The organism is Chryseobacterium sp. HMWF035, assembly GCF_003094695.1.
Lineage (GTDB): Bacteria > Bacteroidota > Bacteroidia > Flavobacteriales > Weeksellaceae > Chryseobacterium > Chryseobacterium gambrini.
The window spans coordinates 61715-83563 of the sequence record NZ_QEHP01000124.1 but is presented as its reverse complement, the minus strand read 5'-3'; the positions used below and the strand labels follow the sequence as shown (position 1 = coordinate 83563).

General features: G+C 35.5%; 21 protein-coding genes. 11 read left to right on the top strand and 10 right to left on the bottom strand.

Going from position 1 to position 21849, the window contains the following annotated elements:
• Positions 1-95: 95 nt before the first annotated feature.
• The 3 genes from DD829_RS19360 to DD829_RS19345 form a co-directional block, all read right to left on the bottom strand.
• Positions 96-548: an adenylyltransferase/cytidyltransferase family protein gene (locus tag DD829_RS19360; RefSeq protein ID WP_108411695.1), complete on the bottom strand. Its 453-nt coding sequence runs from the start codon at positions 546-548 to the stop codon at positions 96-98.
• Positions 549-576: 28 nt separating this feature from the next.
• Complete coding sequence (gene galE, locus DD829_RS19355) at positions 577-1599, bottom strand: UDP-glucose 4-epimerase GalE (RefSeq protein WP_108411696.1); 1023 nt, start codon at positions 1597-1599, stop codon at positions 577-579.
• Between the two features lie 462 nt (positions 1600-2061).
• Positions 2062-3189, bottom strand: coding sequence for a DegT/DnrJ/EryC1/StrS family aminotransferase (locus DD829_RS19345; RefSeq protein WP_116548073.1), 1128 nt, complete (start codon positions 3187-3189; stop codon positions 2062-2064).
• An 86-nt stretch (positions 3190-3275) separates the two neighbouring features.
• On the opposite strand from DD829_RS19345, the gene DD829_RS19340 reads away from it, so the two are divergent.
• Positions 3276-4886: a S8/S53 family peptidase gene (locus tag DD829_RS19340; RefSeq protein ID WP_116548072.1), complete on the top strand. Its 1611-nt coding sequence runs from the start codon at positions 3276-3278 to the stop codon at positions 4884-4886.
• 169 nt (positions 4887-5055) lie between these two features.
• Here DD829_RS19340 and DD829_RS19335 read toward each other — a convergent pair whose 3' ends face one another.
• Complete coding sequence (locus DD829_RS19335; RefSeq protein ID WP_108410942.1) at positions 5056-7590, bottom strand: phosphoenolpyruvate carboxylase; 2535 nt, start codon at positions 7588-7590, stop codon at positions 5056-5058.
• Positions 7591-7715: 125 nt separating this feature from the next.
• On the opposite strand from DD829_RS19335, the gene DD829_RS19330 reads away from it, so the two are divergent.
• The 6 genes from DD829_RS19330 (at position 7716) to DD829_RS19305 (ending at position 14341) form a co-directional block, all read left to right on the top strand.
• Complete coding sequence (locus DD829_RS19330) at positions 7716-8327, top strand: hypothetical protein (protein WP_228408247.1); 612 nt, start codon at positions 7716-7718, stop codon at positions 8325-8327.
• A 7-nt stretch (positions 8328-8334) separates the two neighbouring features.
• Positions 8335-9000 (top strand): hypothetical protein, encoded by a 666-nt coding sequence (locus DD829_RS19325; RefSeq protein WP_116548070.1) that lies wholly within the window; start codon positions 8335-8337, stop codon positions 8998-9000.
• Positions 9001-9036: 36 nt separating this feature from the next.
• Positions 9037-9441: a hypothetical protein gene (locus DD829_RS19320; protein ID WP_087710837.1), complete on the top strand. Its 405-nt coding sequence runs from the start codon at positions 9037-9039 to the stop codon at positions 9439-9441.
• 33 nt (positions 9442-9474) lie between these two features.
• On the top strand, positions 9475-10053 hold the full coding sequence (locus DD829_RS19315) for a hypothetical protein (protein ID WP_108411373.1): 579 nt from the start codon (positions 9475-9477) through the stop codon (positions 10051-10053).
• Positions 10054-11221: 1168 nt separating this feature from the next.
• Positions 11222-12868 (top strand): ABC1 kinase family protein, encoded by a 1647-nt coding sequence (locus tag DD829_RS19310; RefSeq protein ID WP_116548069.1) that lies wholly within the window; start codon positions 11222-11224, stop codon positions 12866-12868.
• Between the two features lie 105 nt (positions 12869-12973).
• Entirely contained in the window at positions 12974-14341 is a 1368-nt protein-coding gene (locus tag DD829_RS19305) for a flavin monoamine oxidase family protein (RefSeq protein WP_116548068.1), read from the top strand.
• Between the two features lie 19 nt (positions 14342-14360).
• Here DD829_RS19305 and DD829_RS19300 read toward each other — a convergent pair whose 3' ends face one another.
• Complete coding sequence (locus tag DD829_RS19300) at positions 14361-14708, bottom strand: winged helix-turn-helix transcriptional regulator (protein ID WP_108411437.1); 348 nt, start codon at positions 14706-14708, stop codon at positions 14361-14363.
• 114 nt (positions 14709-14822) lie between these two features.
• Between DD829_RS19300 and DD829_RS19295 the strand changes: the two genes are divergently transcribed.
• The 4 genes from DD829_RS19295 (at position 14823) to DD829_RS19280 (ending at position 18085) form a co-directional block, all read left to right on the top strand.
• Complete coding sequence (locus DD829_RS19295; RefSeq protein ID WP_108410243.1) at positions 14823-15587, top strand: type 1 glutamine amidotransferase domain-containing protein; 765 nt, start codon at positions 14823-14825, stop codon at positions 15585-15587.
• Positions 15588-15627: 40 nt separating this feature from the next.
• Positions 15628-16038 carry an OsmC family protein gene (locus tag DD829_RS19290; protein ID WP_214591061.1) on the top strand — a complete coding sequence of 137 codons (411 nt, stop codon included), beginning with the start codon at positions 15628-15630 and terminating at the stop codon, positions 16036-16038.
• Positions 16039-16042: 4 nt separating this feature from the next.
• Positions 16043-16657: an NADPH-dependent F420 reductase gene (locus DD829_RS19285; RefSeq protein ID WP_108410242.1), complete on the top strand. Its 615-nt coding sequence runs from the start codon at positions 16043-16045 to the stop codon at positions 16655-16657.
• Between the two features lie 75 nt (positions 16658-16732).
• The gene (locus DD829_RS19280; RefSeq protein WP_108410241.1) at positions 16733-18085 is read left to right on the top strand and encodes a DEAD/DEAH box helicase; all 1353 of its coding nucleotides are present in this window, start codon (positions 16733-16735) and stop codon (positions 18083-18085) included.
• 32 nt (positions 18086-18117) lie between these two features.
• Here DD829_RS19280 and DD829_RS19275 read toward each other — a convergent pair whose 3' ends face one another.
• From DD829_RS19275 to DD829_RS19255, 5 genes are all read right to left on the bottom strand, one after another.
• Complete coding sequence (locus DD829_RS19275; RefSeq protein WP_108410240.1) at positions 18118-18552, bottom strand: lipocalin family protein; 435 nt, start codon at positions 18550-18552, stop codon at positions 18118-18120.
• A 116-nt stretch (positions 18553-18668) separates the two neighbouring features.
• A complete protein-coding gene (locus tag DD829_RS19270; protein ID WP_076393506.1) occupies positions 18669-19136 on the bottom strand; it encodes a hypothetical protein in 468 nt (155 codons plus the stop codon).
• A 1-nt stretch (position 19137) separates the two neighbouring features.
• Positions 19138-19791, bottom strand: coding sequence for a GDSL-type esterase/lipase family protein (locus tag DD829_RS19265; RefSeq protein ID WP_108410239.1), 654 nt, complete (start codon positions 19789-19791; stop codon positions 19138-19140).
• 77 nt (positions 19792-19868) lie between these two features.
• Positions 19869-20330, bottom strand: a complete 462-nt coding sequence (locus tag DD829_RS19260; protein WP_076393510.1) for a lipocalin family protein — start codon at positions 20328-20330, stop codon at positions 19869-19871.
• Positions 20331-20524: 194 nt separating this feature from the next.
• The gene (locus DD829_RS19255; RefSeq protein WP_108410238.1) at positions 20525-21688 is read right to left on the bottom strand and encodes an iron-containing alcohol dehydrogenase; all 1164 of its coding nucleotides are present in this window, start codon (positions 21686-21688) and stop codon (positions 20525-20527) included.
• Positions 21689-21849 lie beyond the last annotated feature (161 nt).

Sequence of the window (21849 nt, the reverse complement as noted above, 5' to 3'; positions counted from 1 at the left end):
AAAGTTTTATGAAACACGTTTCATAAAACTTCCTCCAAACAGCCTAACAATGAGTTTTTGATAGGATTCTACCAACTATTTTTCAGTATTATGCCTTATTTTGCAGCTTCTGCTTTTTCCAGTTTCTGAAGTTCGGCTTCGTAAATTCTTTTTCTTAAATCGCTGGAAGAAAACCTGTGATCTCTTTTGTTGTAAAAAATCTCAATTCCTTTTTCTTCACAGTATTTTTTACCGGTGAAATCTCTGTTAAGATAATCGTCCCCGATAATTCTCACATCAATTACAAAAGATTTTAAAATATCCAGAAGATCTTCCTCTGTGTAATATGGAATAATCTCATCAACAGCATTTACTGCTTTTAACTGAATATATCTTTCTACGATAGTCTGAGTCGGTTTATTTTTGGTTGGACGATCGTGAGAGGGATCAATCTGCAAACCTACAATAAGGTAGTCACATACGGTTTTTGCTTCTTCAAGCATTTTAATATGCCCTGCGTGAAGCAGATCGAATGACGAAAACGTGATGCCTATTCTTTGTGTTTTCATATAAATATCTTCTTTTTTGTACAAATTGTTAAGTGTTTCTTGTTTCTAAATATTTCTGCCACTGCCAAACTGTCCGTAATGCTTCTTCTAAAGATGTTTCAGACTTCCAGTTAAGCTCTTTCTGGGCTTTATCTACGTTTGCATAAGCAATTGTAATATCTCCTTCTCTTCTGTCGCAGATCTGGTAAGGAACTTTCACGTCATTTGCTGTTTCGAAAGCTTTTACTACTTCCAGAACCGATGAACCTTTTCCTGTTCCTAAATTAAAAATATCAATCACAGCATGATCAGAATCGTCTGCCATTAATTTTTTCAATGCTGCAACATGGGCTTTAGCCAAATCTACAATATAAATATAATCACGAACTGCTGTTCCGTCTTCGGTAGGATAATCATTTCCCCAAACACTCAACTTCTCGCGAATTCCTGCCGCAGTTTGCATCACGTAAGGTACTAAATTATTCGGAACTCCAATAGGTAACTCCCCGATTTTTGCTGAAGGATGCGCTCCGATTGGATTGAAATATCTTAATAAAGAAATTTTGCGGTGATATGCTTTTGCAAAATCAATCAGGATCTCCTCTCCCATCTGTTTTGTCTTTCCATAAACGCTTTCAGGCATTTTTAACGGAGTATTTTCATGGATCGGCATTTCATCCGCCTGTCCGTAAACCGTGCAGGAAGAACTGAAAATAAAGTTTGAGATTCCTCTTTCTTTAAATTCCTGCAGAATATTGATTAATGAAAATAAATTGTTCTCATAGTAATCAACAGGTTTTACCTGACTTTCACCCACCGCTTTAAATGCCGCAAAGTTGATACACCCTTCAATTTCATGAGCATCAAAAACCTGCGTTAAAAGTTCTTTTCTTTTTAAATCGAAAGGATAAAAAACAGGTTTCTTCCCTGTAATTTCTTCAATATTTTTTAATATAAATCTCTCGGAATGCGATAGATCATCCACAATAACAACCTCAAAATTGTTATTTAAAAGTTCCACCACCGTATGGGAACCGATATATCCTAAACCTCCTGTTACGAGTATTGCCATTTTTTAATTGTTGTGTTTAATCATTTTGTGTCCCGATGAGTTCTATACTTTCATAATTTTGATCTTTATATTTAAATCTTTGAATTATATACAAGAGTCCAAATAGTAGTAAATACATACAAAATGCAATTATATAATCTGATTTATTTATACCAAAGTCTTTAAATATAAAAAAAGATATTAGAATTCCTAATGAAAGTGTAATTGTAATTGAAACTAACAAACTTGATAAAATAATTACTGAACTTTTGTTTTTCAGAATTAGTGAGACCGATGAAATAATTGACAAAATAAATATAGAAAATGTCGTAATAGAAAACAAAATATCATTCAAATCATTGAATGAATTTGTTATTATTCTACTAAAACTTGCTATTCCGAACGAAATCATAAAAATTACGCTTAATAAAATGGCCAGCCAGTAAACAAATTTATATTTAAAAACCTTCTTTTGCATTTATCTTATTCTCCCATAAACTCCAACACCGCATCCGTAATATACTTCAGCTGCTCATCATCCAGTTCCGTGTGCATCGGAAGAGAAATTACCTGATCTAATAATTTATCTGTATTCACAAAATCGGCATCGTTACTTTCCTGAAAATAGGCTTTTTGCTTTCTTAAAGCCACCGGATAATAGATCATTGCCGGAATTTCCTTTTCAGCTAAGAATTTTTGCAAATCATTACGTTTTCCGTTCAGAATTCTTAAAGTATACTGGTGGAAAACATGAGTAGAATAATCAGCTCTCTTTGGAGTTAAAATATGTTCATGTCCGGCAAAAGCTTCATCATAATAATCTGCTGCTCTGCTTCTTGCTTCGTTGTAATTATCCAGATGCGGAAGTTTTTTTCTTAAAATAGCAGCCTGAACACTGTCTAATCTTGAATTTACGCCAACCTCATCATGATAATATCTTTGGTACATTCCGTGGTTTACAATTCCTCTCAAACGGTGCGCTAAATCATCATTATTCGTGAAAATTGCTCCTCCGTCTCCATAGCATCCTAAATTTTTAGATGGAAAGAAAGAAGTCGTTCCAACCGTAGACATGGTTCCTGCTTTTTTTACAGTTCCGTCCGAAAAAGTGAATTCGGAACCGATTGCCTGTGCGTTGTCTTCAATAACATATAAATTATGCTCTTCAGCAATCTTTAGAATTTCTTCCATATTCGAACACTGTCCGAAAATATGTACCGGAATAATCGCTTTTGTTTTTGGCGTAATGGCTTTTTTAATCGCCTCCGTTGAAATGGTAAAAGTATCATAATCCACATCCACTAAAACCGATTTAAGTTTAAGCAAATGAATAACTTCCACCGTTGCCGCAAAAGTAAAATCTGCTGTAATAATCTCATCACCCTCCTTCAGATCAAGACCCATTAAAGCAATCTGAAGTGCATCTGTACCGTTTGCACAAGGAATAACATGTTTTACGTCCAAATAAGACTCTAATTCATTCTGGAAAGACTTTACTTCAGGACCGTTAATGAAAGCCGCTGAATCCATTACATTTAAAACTGCATTATCTACTTCATTCTTTATTTTGTAATACTGACTTTGTAAGTCAACCATTTGAATCTTTTTCATAAATAAATATTTCTGTAAAAATAAGGAATTTAAAATCCCTTCAAAAATTTTATTGATTTTGTTTTATCTTTATACAAAATAAATACATGAAAAAAACTTTACTTTTTTGTCTTTTAGCCGGTTACTCTGTCAGTTTTGCACAGACATCGCTTGTTTTTGTATTTTTTAAGGACAAACCGAACAAGGCTGCTTTTTACGCAAATCCGTTGTCTGAATTATCCCAAAAATCCCTTAACCGCCGTACTTCGTTAGGAATTGCACTCAATGATCAGGATGCTCCGATAGAACAGACTTATATTACCAATATTCAGAATTTAGGGTTCACCGTAACCGATTACTCAAAATGGCTGAATGGGGTTGCCGTAAATGCAACTCCGGCTCAGATTGCCACGCTTCAGGCGCAGAATTATGTACAGTCTGTAGAAAGTTTTGCCAGAAATTCTTCCGGAGGAACAAAATTAAGCCATCAGAATAAGTGGGATAATCCAACAGATCCCGCTAATAAAAATTTAACCACTTTTGACTATGGTTCAGGTTCCGCACAGATCGACCAGATCAATCTCCGTCCGCTTCATTTGGCAGGATACACAGGAACCGGAGTTACCATTGCCGTGATTGATACAGGATTTCCTTATGTAAATACAGGTTCTGCTTTTTCAAGATTATGGACCAACGGACACATCAAAGGCGGATATGATTTTGTAACCAAAGGCACAGACATTTACAATACTTCGCTTAATAATCACGGTTCTGCTATTTTGGGCGCAATCGGAGGATATGTTCAGGATACTTTTGTAGGTTCCGCTCCGGATGCGGATTTTTATCTGTACCGAAGTGAAAATGCAGCAATCGAAATTCCAGAAGAAGAGCTGTACTGGATTGAAGCTGCTGAAGAAGCCGACCGAAAAGGCGTTGATATGATTACAACATCTTTAGGTTATGGTACTTTTGATGATCCGAAATACAACTACACTTACGCCAACCTGAACGGAACCACTTCCTTTATTGCAAGAGGAGCCGAAATAGCTGTTAACAAAGGAATTTTCACATTATTTGCCGCAGGAAATTCAGGAGCTCAAACATGGCATTATATTCTAACTCCGGCGGATAATGCAAAAGTCTTTACCATCGGAGCCGTAGATTCTTCAGGAGCTTCTTCCACGTTCTCATCTTTCGGTCCGAATTCTGCGGGGGTTATAAAACCCGATGCCAGTGCAAGAGGAACCACCGCAACCAGTGTTACCAATAACAATTCGACAATTTTGGTCAGCGGAACATCCATTGCCACTCCGATTGCAGCGGGAGGTGTTGCCTGTCTGATTCAGGCTTTCCCGGCAATGAACAGAGATTTAATGAGGGATAAATTAAGACAGAATGCATCGCTTTATCCCAATCATACCGATCAGATGGGATTTGGAATTTTAAATTTCGGAGGTCTTTACAATAACGTTTTAAGCACTTCGGAGCTCGTAAAGAAAAACAGTATTGCCATTTTCCCGAATCCTGTTAAAAACATTCTGAATGTGGCTTCAGAAAGTGATGTTTTATCTTTGGAAGTTTACGATAACTTAGGAAGATTCATTACAAAAACCAATAATCAAAAATCTATAAAAGTCGAAGATTTTGCAAAAGGCGTTTATTACCTGAAAATCCAGACGAAGGATAAAATTTATTATGAAAAATTTATAAAAGAATAAACTGAAAAACCTCTCGCAATGAGAGGTTTTCTTATTATTCCCGAAGGCTGAGCGAAGCCGAAGCCTGATGTCTAATTGCAAATCATCATTCAGTAAAATCTAAGCAAAATGTTTATAGATTCTTCATTCCGTTTCACTGCATTCAGAATGACACACGGATTATTTATTATTAAGCCGAATTTCTGCTCGCATTAATATTTCCGAATAAAGAACGCGTCACCAGTTTGCCATATGCTTCCAGATCGCCTTCTCCTTTCTGAATTTTCATTAATGCATATTGCTGAATGCTCAACAAAGGCAAAACGATTCTCTCGCGGATTTTCACCGATTTTCTGGAAAGCGGATCTTCTTCCTGAAGCATTTTAAAGCCTGTTAATTCCAGCATGATATTTTTGGAAAGATTGTATTCATCAAACAGAACATTCCAGAATGCACCGAATTTCGGGTTGTTTTTAATGTAATACGTCAAAGGAAAATAGGTCTTATTCATACTCATCATCGAGTTTAAAACCAACGTTTTAAAGAAATCCGAACCTCTGTACAATTCTTTTACTTCATCAAATCTCCCCTGTTCTTTCAATTGCTGCATCGCAAAACCAAATCCGAAGAATCCGGGAACATTCTGTTTTAACTGCGACCATGATCCAACAAAAGGAATCGCTCTTAAATCTTCAAATTTAAGCTCACTTCCGCCTCCTCTTTTCGACGGACGGCTTCCGATATTTGTTTTTCCGTAATATTCGAGCGTACTCATTTCCTGCAGGTAGGGTACAAACATCGGATGTGCTTTCAGATCTGAATATTTTTTATAACTGATTTCAGCCAGTTCGATGATTAACGCCCTTTCTTTTTCGGTTAATTCTTTTTTTGAATTTTTGAAAACATCATTTTCCACTCCGGCAGTCAGAAGCTGTTCGAAGTTGTATTTTGCCTGTTCTTTATTTCCGAAAATACTCGTAATCGTCTGTCCCTGAATCGTTAATTCAATTTTATTATTGGCAATGGTTTTTCCCTGTGAAGCATAGAAATCGTGGGTTTTTCCGCCTCCTCTTGCGGGAGGTCCTCCTCGACCGTCGAAGAACACGACTTTAATTCCGTTTTGCTCGGAAAGTTTCGTTAACACTTCTTTGGCTTTATAAATTTCCCAGTTGGCTTTCAGGTAACCGCCATCTTTCGTTCCGTCCGAGAAACCCAGCATAATCGTCTGCTGATTTCCTCTTTTTTCCAGATGCTTTTTATAAACAGGGTTCTGATACAATTCGTTCATTACATTCTCTGCGTTGGCAAGACCTTCCATTGTTTCGAAAAGCGGAACGATATCCATATTGATTTCTTCTTCCTGATAACCGCAGACTTTAAAAAACGCATACACATTCATCACATCTTTTACCGCATCGGAATTGGAAATAATATAACGGTTCATACCTCTCAATCCGTTCAGTTGCTGGATTTCTGAAATTTGGGAAACGGTGAGCAAAGTATCTTTTACAATATCTTCAAAATCATCCGGATTTACTTTTTCAGTAACCTGAATTAACTTATTGAATTTTTCTTCGTGCGTAGCATCATTGGCTCCGAATACTTTAGCAAAAACCTCATCAATCACTTTCTGATGAATTCTGCTGTCCTGCCGAACATCCAGAGTCGCAAAATGCGTCCCGAAAATCTTCACACGGTCTTTGAAATTCACCAACTGATCAAGGAACAATGAATTGTGCTGTTCCACGAGGATTTTTTCGGCTTCTTCCAGTCTTTTGATAATATCATCTGCCGTAATTTTTTCATTTCTGAAAATCGCGGAATACAGTTCGTTGCTCAGTTTTGTTAAAACTTCTGAAACGCCTCTAAAGCTTAATCTTCTTCGAACCGATTTCAAGTTGTTGTAATAAGCTTTTAAAATTGCAGTATGCAGTTCTTCTGATACTCTTTTCGTGACTTCTGCCGTTACAAAAGGATTTCCGTCGCGGTCTCCTCCCGGCCAGAAACCAAGCTGGATCAGATCTTCATGGAGATGAAAATGATCATTTTCAAATGTTGTTTTTATTTTTGTGAAAAGTTCTCCGATGGTATCGTAATACACATATCTCAGATAATAAATAATACTCAACGCTTCATCAATTGGAGTTGGTTTTTCTTTATTGACGAACGGTGTTTTTCCCAACTGCTGCAAAAGCATATCGATATTTGTGATAGAATCGGTTGTAATGGCATTTCTGAGATCGTGAAGAATTCTCTGTACAGAATTCGGATAAAACTGTGTCGGGTGCGCCGTAAACACGATTTTAATGGCAAAATCTTTCAGTTTTTCACGCACTTTTTCTAATTTATGATCCTGAAGCGAACGTTCATACATATTGGTTACCGTTCCGTTATCACTTTCGGAATGCAGGTTCGGAAATGCCGCATCTTCAATACTATCAAACAAAACCACCTGTCTTTCAATATATTGGATAATTTTGAAAAGCAGTTCTGTTTTCTGTTCTTCAGTCTGCAGATCGGTATGGTTTTTAAAGAATTCTTCAACGATTTCTTCAGGCGTTTTTCCTGCTTCATAGCCGATTTTGCTTTCTTCACAAAGGAACGGAAGCAGCATCCCGATATTCGTCATTTTATCATAAGGCAGGCTCATAAACAATGAATTGTAGATCTGGAACTTATTTTCCACGATCTGCCTGAATTTTTCTGCGCGTTGGTCGTGTATCATATAACAAATGTAGGGGATTTTGAGTGGAATTCAAATGGTGTTTTATTTAAAAATGATTAAAATTATGAATATTTTGTTGACTAAAATATTAACAAACGTCCTTAGAATTATCAACAAAAGATATATTGTACGAAATAATTGAACTATCATATGAAATTTTAATCAAAAAATTAGGTCATGGTAGTTTAAAAGCTCTTAATGAAGCTTCTTTTCAATTAGAATTCGGTCATATTCTTAAAACTTTAGGAAATTTATATGAGTTTGATCTGGAAGATAAATTTTATCTCGAATTTGAAACTCCATTTAAATTGAAAGAAGATTCATTTAAAAGTAAAACTAAAAAGGCTCGAATAGATTTATTCATACGTTATCAAAGTAATGGTGAAGAAGTAAAAGCAGCTATCGAATTAAAATTTTTCAAAAAATCAAATCATAGAGAACCGAATAACAGATATGATGTTTTCCAAGATTTAAAAAATTTAGAAGACTATAAGGACAATGATATTGATATCTGTTATTTTATTTTAGCAACAGATCATAAACATTATTGTTATCAGGATACATATTCAGACGATACTGCAGATTTTGATTTTAGACATCAAAAAGAATATCAAGCCGGCAAAATTTTAAAATATTCAACAACAAAGCCATATGGAGAAGAGCTTTCACTAAAGAATAATTACAAGTTCGAATGGACTACAATTAAAAATTTAAACTTTTTAAAATTAAAAATTTAGAACTTAAATGAAATTCGGAATCATTTTTTACTCAATACTAGGAGTTTTAGCATTGATAATTGGAGTATATCTTCTTCAATACCTTTTTATCCTTTCCATTATATTTTTTATTGGTGCATTTATTAATGGTGTTTTTATTTACAAAGAATATAATATCCACAAAAGCGACAAAATTGAATACAATGAAAATACACTTCCTGATGAAATTATTGTTAAATATTCCCGTTCAGGAAGAATAATTGCAATTGCTACTTACAGTATTTTTATGATGCTGGGAATTCTTTTTATTTCATCAATAAAATTTAAAATGAATTTCATCACCATATTTGTACTAGCCTTGCTGATTGCATTCACCGGATATTTTATTTTAAAAATAATTGTAGAAATTAAGAAAATATCAAAAGTTATGATTTCTGTTAATGGAAAAGGTATTCAAATTGAAAACAATCCTACTTGTTTATGGAATGAAATTCAGCTTGAAAAAATTATCGTAAAACGTTTGGTAAGCCGAGAATCCAAACATGATTATAAACCCGAAATTAATTATCTGTACTTTTTTCATGGTGACGAAAAGATAGAGATTAATATTGATGATTTTGATATTACAGATTATCAGCTTTCTCAGGTTTTAAAAATATTCAGATCGCGATATAACAACTCAGGTTTAATATAAATTTGTAATTTTACATTTAACACCAATCTGAATCCCATGAAAAAAATACTCCTATTTTTACTTCCCCTTCTCCTTTTCTCCGCCTGCGGTGAAGATTGCTACAATGCGCCACAACCGATTGCTTTTAAATTTGTGGATTCCAACGATGTGAATCTAATAACGGACGGAACGCTTACCAATTATTCGGTGAAAGAAGAAAACCAGACTAATATTCAGCTTACGAAAACCAATGATGATATGGTTATTCTGGAAAATGTGGGCGCTTACAACGGAACGAAAAATTATACGTTTACTTCCAATATTAAAAATTTCACTTTTACGATCCAATCATCAGAATTTAAAGGTGGCTGCGATGGTTTTCAGATCAACAAACTCACGTTTACTGGCATTGGAATTGATGTGAAAGACGAGAACGGCTACTACAAAATTATTTTTCAGTAAATTTCTGTTCGCTACATTTGCAAAAACAAAAGAATGAAAGTATTATTTCCGGTTTTACTGCTTTGCTCAGGTTGGCTGTTCAGCCAGAAAACCGTTCCTGCAGACTTCAAAAAAATTCCGGAAATCCTCGACAATACAGAACTGCTCTACCCTTTTATCGTTCCGGATAAAAAATACGAATACTGGAGCGTTCTCAGAAATAATCCCGATCCTGATAAAGCCATTATTTACGAAAACCAGATGCCTGATCTGATGACGTTGAATGATCCTGCACCGGAAAAAGGATTTTTTCAGAAATGTCTCGGCGAAAATTGCTATTCCTATATTTTAGCCTGTGAAAAAAGCCAGTCGAAATACTTTTCAAACGAACAGCAGCTAAGGAATTTTATCGGATTTGTAGACAATCTTCCGGAAGCTATTTTAATTGCCAATACTTTCGGATATACGGTTGACAGCGCCAATCAACTAGGAAGTTCTTATAAAATTGACAATCAGCACATATCGTTATACCTTTCAAAATCTAAAAATGGTTCTGAAACTAAAGAATCTTTTTTCATTAAAATCAATAGAAAAACCGGAAAATTAGAGGTAAAAAGTAACGGATTTTATTAAATGTTTTTTAATTTTTTTGGTATTCAGAATGAAATTTTGCGAAGCAATATGCAATGAATAATCTCTTGAAAATGAAAGCTTTAAAGATTAAATACACATACTTTTTAAACCACAAAAACCACAAAAGATTTTTATGCTTAATTAAAGTTAACAATCATAATAGAAAAAGCACACAATAGTTTTTAAAAATCTCTGATTTTTATTCTTTTGAGAACTTTTATTATTCTGAAGTTTGGCTTTATCATCATCTTTTGTGGTTAAATTCCTCTGTCATTCTATGTTTGCAAAGTATTAATTTTAGGAAAGAATAAGGTTATCATTAGTCATTAAAGACCGTTCAAAATGTTAGTCCCTTTACTCTTTTACTACCAAGTTTGAACAAATCATATGTACGAAGCCTGTATATAGGATAGATAAGTATAAAAAAGCTTTTGTATCTATGTAGCTGGTCTGCAAAACGCTGGAATAAAAAATGTAAAGAAATGTATGAAAGATTAATGAACAATGGAAAAGCGGAAAGAGTGGCAAAAATTGCACTTGCCTACAAACTTCTTAAACAAGCTTTTGCAATAGGAAAGAAAAGTACATAGAAAATTTGTGCTAAATAATTTGCTTTTTAACACAGATCATTCCATAGAAATCTAAGATCAAATCTTTCAATATTATATTTCTAATACTACGTTTAGATTCCTTCTGAAAGACAAACCAGATTGAAATAAATTGAAAAAATTAAACAGCTTTATTATCATTTGTTTATTGAGGATTCGAAGTAGTCAAATACCCTTTGCGAACGAAAAATATTTCAATCCTTTTAAATAAAATCTTCGCGATCTTTGGTTTAGAAAATAGATTCTTCAACCCGCTGCGCTTCATTCAGGATGACAAATCGTATTTAATGAAATTTAATTCAAAAATTTGCAATAAGAAAAATTAGCATTACACTGCTATCATTTGCTAAGTAAAACACTTTTGCGAACGAAAAATATTTTCAATCATTTTAAATAAAATCTTCGAGATCTTTGCGTTTAATATAGATTCTTTAACCTTCTGCACTTCGATTAGAATGACAAATTGAAAGGCAAATTATAAAAAAAGCGATTTAAAATAGAAAATTAATTATTATCAATAGGAACAATTTTTGAACTAAATTGCAACTACATTTCAGAATATGTTCGATAAACAGCAAAGAAAATTAAAGAGATCTGCCAGATTAATTTCCGTATTAAGCAAATACGGTTTTAAAGATATGTTGGCAAGAATGAATGGCGGAACTAAAGACGAAATTCCCTCCAATTCCGACGAAGTAGTTTCAAAAGGAACTGTTTACGAAAGAATCCGGCTGGTTTTGGAAGAACTGGGACCTACTTTTGTGAAGCTCGGACAGTCCTTCAGCAACAGGGAAGATCTTCTTCCGCCGGAACTTCTTCAGGAACTGCAGAAGCTTCAGGATAAAGTGGAAACCGTGGAAATGAATGTGGAAGAAATATTGGAAAACGAATTCAGTATTTCGGTAAAAGATCATTTTGCTCAGGTTCAGAAACTTCCTTTGGCAACTGCATCTATTGCGCAGGTTTACAGAGCAACATTAATCGATGGAACAGAGGTTATCCTGAAAATTAAAAAAGCGGATGTTCAGTCTGTAATTGAGGACGATTTACTGCTCATCAAAGATCTGGAAAAGCTGGTTTCTTCCTATTCCGAAATAGGAGAGAAGCTCAACCTGAAACAGGCAATTTCCACGTTTGAAAAATCTTTGCTCGAAGAAGTTTCCCTAATTAATGAAAAGGAAAACATCCTGCAGTTCAGAAGAAATTTTAAAAACAGCAAAGAAACCTATGTGCCGAAAGTATACGAAGAATTTTCCAACAATAATGTACTCTGTATGGAGTTTATTGACGGAATTAAAGTAACGGATACAGCAACTCTTTTACAATACAATATCGATCCCGTGAACATTTCCGAAACGGGTCTCAGACTTTTTGTTTCCCAGATTTTAGATTATGGATTTTTCCACGCAGATCCTCACGCGGGAAATATTTTGCTGAAAAAAGATGGAAAAGTGGTTTTTATCGATTTCGGTGCGGTCGGGAAAATTCCGCCGAATGATAAAGAAGTCCTTGAAAATCTTATTGTAAGTTTTGTTGCTAAAAATCCACATAAAATTGTCAGATTCCTGAAAAAAATGGCGATCAGTTATGAGATTCCGGATGAAAGAAGATTTGAAAATGATGTGGAAGATATTCTGAATTTCGTTCACAGCACCTCTCTGAAAGAAATTAATGCACAGGTCATCATCAATAAAATGAAAGATGTGCTGAAAGACAACCGTCTTCAGATGCCGGATTATTTTTATCTTTTATTTAAAGGAATCAGCCTAATTGAAGGAGTGGGAAGAACCATAAATCCGGATCTGGATGTTGTAAAAAGCCTTCATCCTTACACCAAAAAAATATTTACCAAAAAAATAAGTCCGAAAAATATTGTAAAAACAGGAATGGACAGAATGCTCATGTTTACAGATAATGTAGACGAAATTCCCAAAGAGCTGCGTTCCGTTTTACAGAAATTAGACGAAAACAAATTCACTGTTTCCAGTGAAATCAAAAATATAGAAAAGACGAATCAACTGATAAAATCGAGCATTATCAATCTTATTCTGGCAATGGTTTTAGGCGCAAATATCATTGCAACGGCTATTGTGTTTTCCTCTGAATCGGGGCCAAGAATCGGAGAATTGTCTTTGGTGGCAGTTTTAGGATTTATCTTTTCAATATTTCTGGTAATTGTTATTTTACTGAGGGTAACGAGGAAGTAATTTCAAAACTGAAAAATTATTCAGAGCTTATTAAAATTTTTGACGTGCTACTGTGAAAAACAGATTTAAAATTGAATATATTTGTTTTTCAAAAAAAAAATACAAATGCAACGCAGAAAATTTATTAAGAATACTTTAGCAGGTTTTCCCCTGATATTTTTAGCGCCTTCTTTACTGGCTAACTCATGCGCTTCTTCTGAGGATGAAGCTGATGATCCTAACGGAAAATCTGTCATCGTTATTGGTGCGGGAATTTCAGGTCTTGCTGCAGCCAAAAAATTGAAAGAAAAAGGCTTTGAGGTGACGGTTTTGGAAGCACAGGAAAAAGTGGGAGGCAGACTGAGAACCAACCGAAGTCTGGGTATTGCTTTTGATGAGGGAGCAAGCTGGATTCACGGAATCAATGGAAATCCGATAACAACTCTGGCTCAACAGGCAGGAATGCAGACTTTTGAAACGCTTGATGACAGCAGAAAATCCTATGATATTGGCGGAATTCTGCGTAGCGATACTGTATTTGACAATACAGAAACCGAATATTACAATATTCTTGCTGCTTTAAAAAATAACGGTAACTCTGCGCAAAGCTTTCAGACCGTTTTCCAAAACTTATATCCGGCTAAATTCAACGACAGGTTATGGAAATTTTTCCTTTCTACTTATTTTACCTTTGACAGAGGAGATCTGGATAAAGTTTCATCATTGCTGTATGATGAAGGAGAAGAATTCGGAGGGGCAGAAAAAATAGCAACCAATGGCTATGATACGATTGCCAATTTCTTAGCTTCCGGACTTAATGTTAAATTTAACGAAAGAGTCACCAAAATAGATTACAGCAATACCAAAATGAAGATAACCCATAACGGAATTGTTTCGGAAGCAGATTATGTAATTGTAAGTGTTCCGCTGGGTGTTTTAAAAGCCAATAAAATTGAATTTCTTCCTTCACTTCCGGCTGCGAAGCAAAACGCCATTCAAAAAGTCGGAATGAACTGTGTCAATAAATTTCTTTTAACATGGAACACTGCTTTCTGGGATGATGTTCAGTATATTTCCTACACACCGGAAACAAGGGATAAATTCAATTATTTTGTGAATGTAAAAAAGTTCCATTTGAATGTAAATGCGTTAATGACTTTTGCATACGCAGATTATGCAAGACAGACGGAAACAATGTCTGATTCTCAGATTATCTCAGAAATTATGACTCATCTGAAAGATATTTACGGAAACAGCATTCCGAATCCGTTAAATTTGCTTCGTACCAAATGGCAGAACAATGAAAATTCTTTCGGTTCCTATTCCTATACGGCAGTCGGTACAGAAATGTCTCATTTCGATGATTTGGCAGAAGAGGTAAACGACAGACTTTTCTTTGCCGGAGAACATACGGAAGCAGATTATTTTTCAACCGCTCACGGTGCTTACTTAAGCGGAATTCGGGAAGCTGACAAAATTATAGCGCTGCTTTAAATGAAGTAACGGACTTAAATTATTTTTCTTCAATGCCAAAGTCTTTCATCAGTTCAAATCCGTAATTTCTTAAAATTGAAATAATTTCTACAGCTTTTTTACCGCGTTTAGTAATGTTGTATTCTGTTCTGGGGGGAACTTCCGGAAATATTTCTTTGGAAATAAAACCGTCTTCCAGCAATTCTTTTAAATTTTTAGAAAGCATCCTGTCTGAAATATGAGGAATACTGTTGGCTAATTCCGAGTAACGCCATGCTTTATCTTTCAGACGCCAGAGAATAGGCATTTTGTAGGTTCCGCCTATTTTGCTCATGGCAAATTCTACAGGATTGTGAAAAAGGTGTTTATCCGATACAAAATCAGGCATACTTACATTTTTGTGAGTTCCTTACAAAGATAGCCATTATTCATTTTCTTTCTTACTCAGAATTATCTTTGTTTCATCAAAATTAAAAATTTTAAAATCAAAAAAAAAACAAAAATGGAAAAAGTAAAAGAAGTAAATAGCTATGTTCATTTTCACGGTGCTCCCGTAAAAGGTAAAATTTTAATGGTGGCAAGTTCGCCAAGTGTGAGTAAACAAACCAATTGGCCAATCGGTTTCTGGGCAGCAGAATTAACTCATCCTTTGAGAGTTTTTCAGGAAGCAGGTTACGAAGTGGAACTGGTTTCAACAGAAGGCGGAAAACTGGAAATGGATGGCTATTCCAACCCTTTGGATGAAAGAGGTTATTCTGCACACGATGTAATTTCTTTAGGATATATGCAGCAACCTGACTTTAAAGCAATGCTTGAAAATACAAAAAAACTAACCGAAGTTGATGCAAAAAACTATGATGCTGTTTTCTTGGTTGGCGGACAGGGACCGATGTATACTTTCAGAGGAAATAAAGATTTGGAACAATTATTTGTGAGTTTCTATGAAAGCGGAAAGCCGAGCGCAGCGGTTTGCCATTCAACAACCTTATTATTGGAAGCTAAAAAATCAAACGGTGAATTGCTTGTAAAAGGAAAAACATGGACCGGTTTTGCTGACGCTGAAGAAGAATTTGCAGATCAGGCGGTCGGAATGAAAATTCAGCCTTACAGAATAGAAGAAGAAGCTAGAAAATTACAGGAAACAACATTTAAAGTTGCGGCTCCGTTTAGTTCATACGCTATTCAGGACGGGAATTTAATTACCGGACAACAGCAGAATTCGGGAGCGGCTGCGGCAGAATTAGTTGTAGAGTTTTTAAGTAAATAATTATTAAAGTTTAAGATTGATTAAATAAAATAGTATGCAGATCAAAAGAAAATCAACCGCAGTGTGGAGCGGAACCGGAAAAGACGGAAAAGGAAACCTTACCACGCAAAGTACAGTTTTAAACGAAACCCAATATGGTTTTAATTCCCGTTTTGCAGACGGAATCGGAACGAATCCTGAAGAACTGATTGCTGCAGCTCATGCCGGTTGCTTCAGTATGAAACTGGCGTTTAATTTGCAAGCTGCAGGTTTTTCGGCAGATGAATTGAAAACTGATTGTGAAATCGTTCTGGAAGACGGAAGCATCACTCAGTCTAACATTACTTTGGCAGCAAAAGTTTCCGGAATTGAAGCTGAGAAATTTGAGGAGCTTGTAAAAGATGCAGAAGCCAATTGTCCGGTTTCTAAACTGCTGAATGCAAAAATTACCGTAAATTTCACGTTAAATTAAAAGTATGAATATTGCAATTATCGGCTCCGGAAATGTAGGTGGAGCTTTGGCTCAACAGTGGATAAAAGCGGGGCATAATGTTTTGATAGGAGCTCAGTTTCCTTTAAGTGAAAAAAATATTTCCCTTGCAACAAAAATTGGAGAAGATCGTTTTGCTGTGATCGAAAATGCGGTGAAGCAGTGTGAAGTAATTCTTATCGCAACACCTCCGACTGCCATTTTTGAAGTGATCGAACAGTTAGGCGATGTTTCGGGAAAAGTCATTATTGATGCTACCAATGCCGTAATGAAATCTCCGGAACCTTATAAAACAGTATATCACGCTTTGGCAGATAAAACCAATGCGGAAATCGTAAAATGTTTTAACACCACAGGTTTTGAAAATATGCTTGATCCGATATATGATGGTGAAGGAATCGATATGTTTATGGCGGGAGACAGCGAGAAAGCAAAAGAAACTGCCAAAAAACTGGCTTTAGATTGTGGTTTCGCTTCCTGTATAGATTTTGGCAAGTCGGACAAAGTAGAATTGTTGGAAAAATTTGCGCTCTCATGGATCAATCTTGCTATTATGCAGGGTTACGGAAGAGATATGGCTTTTAAATTTATTAGAAGATAATACCGCTGTACAAATAATTTAAGGATGAAAGTTTAGGTTTATTTTTCTCAAAAATTAATTCTCTATCTTTGCAAAATGGAAAAACTCACTTTTGCAGATTTTGACCTTCCGGTTAAAATTCTTGATGTTTTAGCGGATCTTAATTTATTTGAACCTACTCCGATTCAGGAAAAAAGTATTAAACCGATACTTTCCGGGCGTGATGTGATGGGAATTGCACAGACGGGAACCGGAAAAACACTGGCGTATCTATTACCTGTTCTTAAAACCTGGAAATACAATAAAACAGGAAATCCTACGGTTGTTATTTTAGTTCCTACAAGAGAATTGGTGGTTCAGGTAGCTGAAATTGTTGAGAAATTAACGGAAAATATTACTGCAAGAGTGATAGGGATTTACGGTGGAAAAAACATCAACACCCAAAAATTATTGTTTAATGATGGCTGCGATATTCTGGTGGGAACTCCGGGAAGAGTAATGGACCTTGCGATCGACAATGCCATTTCTTTAAAGGAAGTTCAGAAACTGATTATTGATGAGTTCGATGAAATGCTGAATCTGGGTTTCAGACCACAGTTGACGCACATTTTTGAAATGATGAGAGAAAAAAGACAGAATATTCTTTTTTCTGCTACCATGACGGAAGCTGTAGATGAAATGCTGGATGAGTATTTTGCCAGTCCTGTTGAAATATCACTGGCAAAATCCGGAACGCCGCTTGAAAAAATAGATCAGACCGCTTATAAAGTAGAAAATTTTAATACTAAAATTAATTTACTAGAGTATTTGCTTAAAACAGATGCCGATATGTCTAAGGTTTTGATTTTTACCAATAATAAGAAGAATTCAGATCTTTTATTTACAAAAATTGATGAGCTTTTTCCTGAACAGTTTGATGTGATCCACTCCAATAAATCGCAGAATTACAGACTAAAAGCGATGAAACGTTTTGAGAATGAAGAAATCAGAGGTCTTATCACAACAGATGTCATGGCGAGAGGTCTGGATATTTCAGACATTACGCACGTTATCAATTTTGAAACGCCCGATATTCCGGAGCAGTATATTCACAGAATCGGTAGAACGGGTAGAGCAGACAAAGACGGTAAAGCCATAACTTTCGTTACCAAGAAAGAAGAAACTTTAGCTCTTGACATCGAATTATTGATGGATAAAGAACTGAAATACATCGATTTCCCTCAGGAAGTTAAAATCAATCCTAAAAAGATTGCTTCGGAAGAGGAAAGCGTTATCATGAAAAATCCTGTGAAGGTTAAACTGAATGACGGGGGAGGTGCATTTCATGAAAAGAAAGCAAAAAACACCAAAGAAAACTGGGGCGGACCTTCCAAAAGAAAAGCTCCTAAAAAATTTGGAGCCAACAGAGCGCAGCAGAAATCAATTTCTAAATCTAAAAGAAAGAAATAAAAAAACTCCCGAATTTTTCGGGAGTTTGCTTTTTATCGGGTTAAAACCAGAACTATTTTATCATCGATTCCGTCTCCGTCTTCATCACTGTAATCCGAAACAATATGCATTTCATTATTCGTAAGCTTCAGAACTTCACTGGCTTCGCCATCTATAACGATCTGTTTGTTTAGTGGGTCATAAGAATAAGAAGAAGTGTCTGTTCCCAGATTTTCACAATTTCCGCTCATTCCCTCATCAAAAATGTTGCTTACCATTGTATTATTCGATTTAAAATCAAATGTACTTTTTTTGTAGCAGCTTGAAGAAGGATCATTGTAAATAGTACTTCCGTTTTTTCCGGAAACTGCCATTTCTCTGGAAGGCTTCCAGACTCCTACAACAGATGCATATACATCGTCATCATCACTTTTGCAGGCTGTGAAAAGAAAACCTGCTGAAATAGCAAGAAATAAGATTTTTTTCATGGTTTAAACTAATTTTTAAGGCTGCAAAGAAAAGAAAAAAAACTTTTCACACAAAATCTTTCAATAAAAATCGTCATCAACAAAAAAGCTGCTCCAATACTGAAACAGCTCATTTTTTATTCTTCATCCTCATCAAGAAAATTCAGTTCGTCATCCCGCTGAACATAATCATGCGAAATTCCCGGAGGATTAAACAACCCCCAATTATCAACAATAAAATGTTTAGGATTAAATCCGGAAACCCAGTCGACGAATAAAAGCCTGAATTCTTCAGTAAGATTTCTGATAATCGTATAATACTTTGCATCTGTAAATCCCATCATTTCGAGTGTATTTCCGCTTACCATAATGCTTCTTGCCGCTTTTCTTATGATCGCTGCATTTTCCATCTTAATGTCATACAGTTTTACGGCTTCCGCACCGGATATTTTTGCCTGAATAATCATGCTGTCTTCAAGAAGATGCGATTTCAGTGTCTGGAGATAATCATTATCCTCAGGAAATAAATCTGTTATCACTTTTAGAGTTTCATAGATTTCCTGCGCTTTTTTAAAAATCGGAAGGTTTCGGGTAGATTCTCTCATTTTATTTCATATAAGGATTCATCACAGAAGTCCATAATCTGTAGCCTTCCGGAGTCATGTGAAGCATATCTTCCACAAACAGGTCTTTTCTTACGTTTCCGTTTTCATCCTGCATTACCTTTGTGATATCAATAAACGCTGCATTCGGCTGCTTTTTCATGAAATCGGCAATCTTTTTATTTGCTTCCTTCATTTGTGGCCACAGCTTTTCGCGGCTCGGAGAATATTTAATGGAAATATAATCTACTTCAATTTTCGGGAATTTTGCACGGATTTTTTTGTAGAATGTTTTAAATCTTTCCACTACAACATCGGCTTTCAATTTATCGTTGTCGGCAAAATCGTTCTCACCACAGTAAATGATGATCTGTTTGGGTTGATAAGGATTTAAAAGATCCTCTGCATAATCATTCAGATCCGTTAATCTTGAGCCTCCGAAACCTCTGTTGATGATGGTTTTATCCGGAAAATAATTCGCAACATCCGTCCATTTCGTAAAAGACGAACTTCCGACTAAAAGAATTGCGTTTTCAGCAGGAGGATTTTCCAGATTCAGTTTCTTAAAATTTTGGATGTCCTGCCAGAACATCGGTTTTTCCTGTGCAAAAAACAGGGCAAAAGTCAGCATCAGAAATGCCGAAAAAATCTTCTTCATTGTTTTAATAATTTTAGTTGAATATTAAAATTTTCTTTTCAAGAAAAAACTCCCGAATTTTTCGAGAGTTTTCTTTTTTATCTTTTATACGTTACGTATTCTGCATCTGGTATCGTATCGCCGTCTTGATCTATATTGCCGGACAGTTGCTTTATTCTCATTTCAGAGCTTGTAAGAACTACAATTCTGTACTTCACAGCACTGTTCCCGGTGTAGGTAACGGTTAAATCCTTTGTTTCAGAATTGTACTCATATTTTCCTTCTACTTTTGCCACTACATTACAGTTTGTTCCTGTTCCTCCATAAGTAGTAAACGAGGTGTAGTAATCTGTTCTGAACTCCAGTTTGTCATTTACGGAACATCCTGTTGGAACATGCGTATCAATTACAAATTTATCGTCTTTTCCTGATATCGTTTCTTTTTTACTGATCTTCCAATCACCTTTCATCATATCCATTTCATAACCCTGGATATCATCATCGTTACATGAAGTAAGCGCTAACGCTGAAAAGGCAAATAAAAGTAATGGTTTTTTCATTTTTACAAATTTAAGAATATGCTAAAATATAAATAAATTTGAAATATCTCTAATGAAATTAAGGATTTTTAAACGATTGATTATAGAAAAAGCAAATTGGAATAAAAGTTGTAAGGTGAAAGTTTATTCCTGTCTGTTTTATTTTTTACAGCATAGCAATAAACTTCCCTCTTCGGATCTGAAGCTTTCGGCTTTTAATAGCTCATTTCCACAATTTTAGACGCATCTTGAGGAGTCAGTTTTCTGTATTCTCCCAAACCAAGCCAGTTTCTCTCAGTAAAAGTTTTTTCCACTCTTTCAGCAGTTCCTTTATAATCCTCCGTATATTCAGAAAGCTTCGTATCAATATTCAGGCTGTGGAAAAATTCTTCCAGTTTTTTGATTCCCAGTTCCGCTTTTTCCTCCACCGTTCCGTCCTTAATTCCCCAGACTCTTTCCGCATACTGAGCCAGTTTTCCTTTCTTAGATTCAAAATTATAACGGTAATGCGATGGTGCAATAATGGCTAAAGTTCTTGCGTGATCGATCCCGAAATAAGCCGTAAGTTCATGTCCCATCGCGTGAACCGCCCAGTCTGTAATCACACCCTTCTGAATCAGTCCGTTAAGAGCCATTGTACAGCACCACATGAAATTTCCGGCTGCGTCATAATCAAATTCCTCCGCCAGAACTTTCGGAGCAGTTTCCTGTATACTGATCAGAATACTTTCTGCAATTCTTTCCTGAAGATCTGCCGAAGATGGAGCCGTCATATATTGTTCCAGAACGTGAGTATAAGCATCCGTTAAACCGTTAACGATCTGTCTTTGCGGAATCGATCTCACCACTTCCGGATCCAGAACTGAGAATTGAGGAAATAATCCCGGACCTCCCGAAGACAATTTTTCGTTGGTTTCTCTTCTGGAAATAACGTAGCCCGAATTCATCTCAGAGCCGGTTGCAGGAAGCGTAAGAACAGTCCCGAAAGGCATTCCTTCCCCTTCAAAAGTTCTTACAGGTTTGGTAAGGATTTCCCACGGTTCTCCATCATAATTTGCAGCAGCGGAAAGAAACTTCGTTCCGTCGATCACAGATCCGCCTCCGACAGCCAAGAGAAAAGTAATATTATTTTCTTTGATAAAGCTTAAAGCATTAATTAATACTTCATATTCAGGATTGGCAGGAACGCCGCCGAATTCATGCACTTCATGACCTTTTAAAGCTTCTTTTACCTGATCGTAAACACCATTGTTTTTGATGCTTCCGCCTCCGTAAATCATTAAAACTTTAGCATCTGCAGGAATTTCTTTTGAAATTTTAGCAATTTCACCTTTTCCGAAAAGTATTTTGGTTGGATTTTTTAGTTCGAAATTAAGCATTGTTCTTAAATTTATTTGAAGTCAAATTTACGCATTGCTTACTGAAAACTGAGTTAAGAAAGTTTTAAAATTATAATGATTGCTATTTATTAAAACTGTTGAATTTTGTTGATTAATCATTAAAAGATCAAATGAGAAGAAAATCAAAAATTTTCACAAAT

Excerpts from the sequence above, each read along its gene's own strand:
- DD829_RS19360 (WP_108411695.1), bottom strand. The coding sequence starts at position 548 with ATGAAAACACAAAGAATAGGCATCACGTTTTCGTCATTCGATCTGCTT.
- galE (WP_108411696.1), bottom strand. The coding sequence starts at position 1,599 with ATGGCAATACTCGTAACAGGAGGTTTAGGATATATCGGTTCCCATACG.
- DD829_RS19345 (WP_116548073.1), bottom strand. The coding sequence starts at position 3,189 with ATGAAAAAGATTCAAATGGTTGACTTACAAAGTCAGTATTACAAAATA.
- DD829_RS19340 (WP_116548072.1), top strand. The coding sequence starts at position 3,276 with ATGAAAAAAACTTTACTTTTTTGTCTTTTAGCCGGTTACTCTGTCAGT.
- DD829_RS19335 (WP_108410942.1), bottom strand. The coding sequence starts at position 7,590 with ATGATACACGACCAACGCGCAGAAAAATTCAGGCAGATCGTGGAAAAT.
- DD829_RS19325 (WP_116548070.1), top strand. The coding sequence starts at position 8,335 with ATGAAATTCGGAATCATTTTTTACTCAATACTAGGAGTTTTAGCATTG.
- DD829_RS19320 (WP_087710837.1), top strand. The coding sequence starts at position 9,037 with ATGAAAAAAATACTCCTATTTTTACTTCCCCTTCTCCTTTTCTCCGCC.
- DD829_RS19315 (WP_108411373.1), top strand. The coding sequence starts at position 9,475 with ATGAAAGTATTATTTCCGGTTTTACTGCTTTGCTCAGGTTGGCTGTTC.
- DD829_RS19310 (WP_116548069.1), top strand. The coding sequence starts at position 11,222 with ATGTTCGATAAACAGCAAAGAAAATTAAAGAGATCTGCCAGATTAATT.
- DD829_RS19305 (WP_116548068.1), top strand. The coding sequence starts at position 12,974 with ATGCAACGCAGAAAATTTATTAAGAATACTTTAGCAGGTTTTCCCCTG.
- DD829_RS19300 (WP_108411437.1), bottom strand. The coding sequence starts at position 14,708 with ATGCCTGATTTTGTATCGGATAAACACCTTTTTCACAATCCTGTAGAA.
- DD829_RS19295 (WP_108410243.1), top strand. The coding sequence starts at position 14,823 with ATGGAAAAAGTAAAAGAAGTAAATAGCTATGTTCATTTTCACGGTGCT.
- DD829_RS19285 (WP_108410242.1), top strand. The coding sequence starts at position 16,043 with ATGAATATTGCAATTATCGGCTCCGGAAATGTAGGTGGAGCTTTGGCT.
- DD829_RS19280 (WP_108410241.1), top strand. The coding sequence starts at position 16,733 with ATGGAAAAACTCACTTTTGCAGATTTTGACCTTCCGGTTAAAATTCTT.
- DD829_RS19275 (WP_108410240.1), bottom strand. The coding sequence starts at position 18,552 with ATGAAAAAAATCTTATTTCTTGCTATTTCAGCAGGTTTTCTTTTCACA.
- DD829_RS19270 (WP_076393506.1), bottom strand. The coding sequence starts at position 19,136 with ATGAGAGAATCTACCCGAAACCTTCCGATTTTTAAAAAAGCGCAGGAA.
- DD829_RS19265 (WP_108410239.1), bottom strand. The coding sequence starts at position 19,791 with ATGAAGAAGATTTTTTCGGCATTTCTGATGCTGACTTTTGCCCTGTTT.
- DD829_RS19260 (WP_076393510.1), bottom strand. The coding sequence starts at position 20,330 with ATGAAAAAACCATTACTTTTATTTGCCTTTTCAGCGTTAGCGCTTACT.
- DD829_RS19255 (WP_108410238.1), bottom strand. The coding sequence starts at position 21,688 with ATGCTTAATTTCGAACTAAAAAATCCAACCAAAATACTTTTCGGAAAA.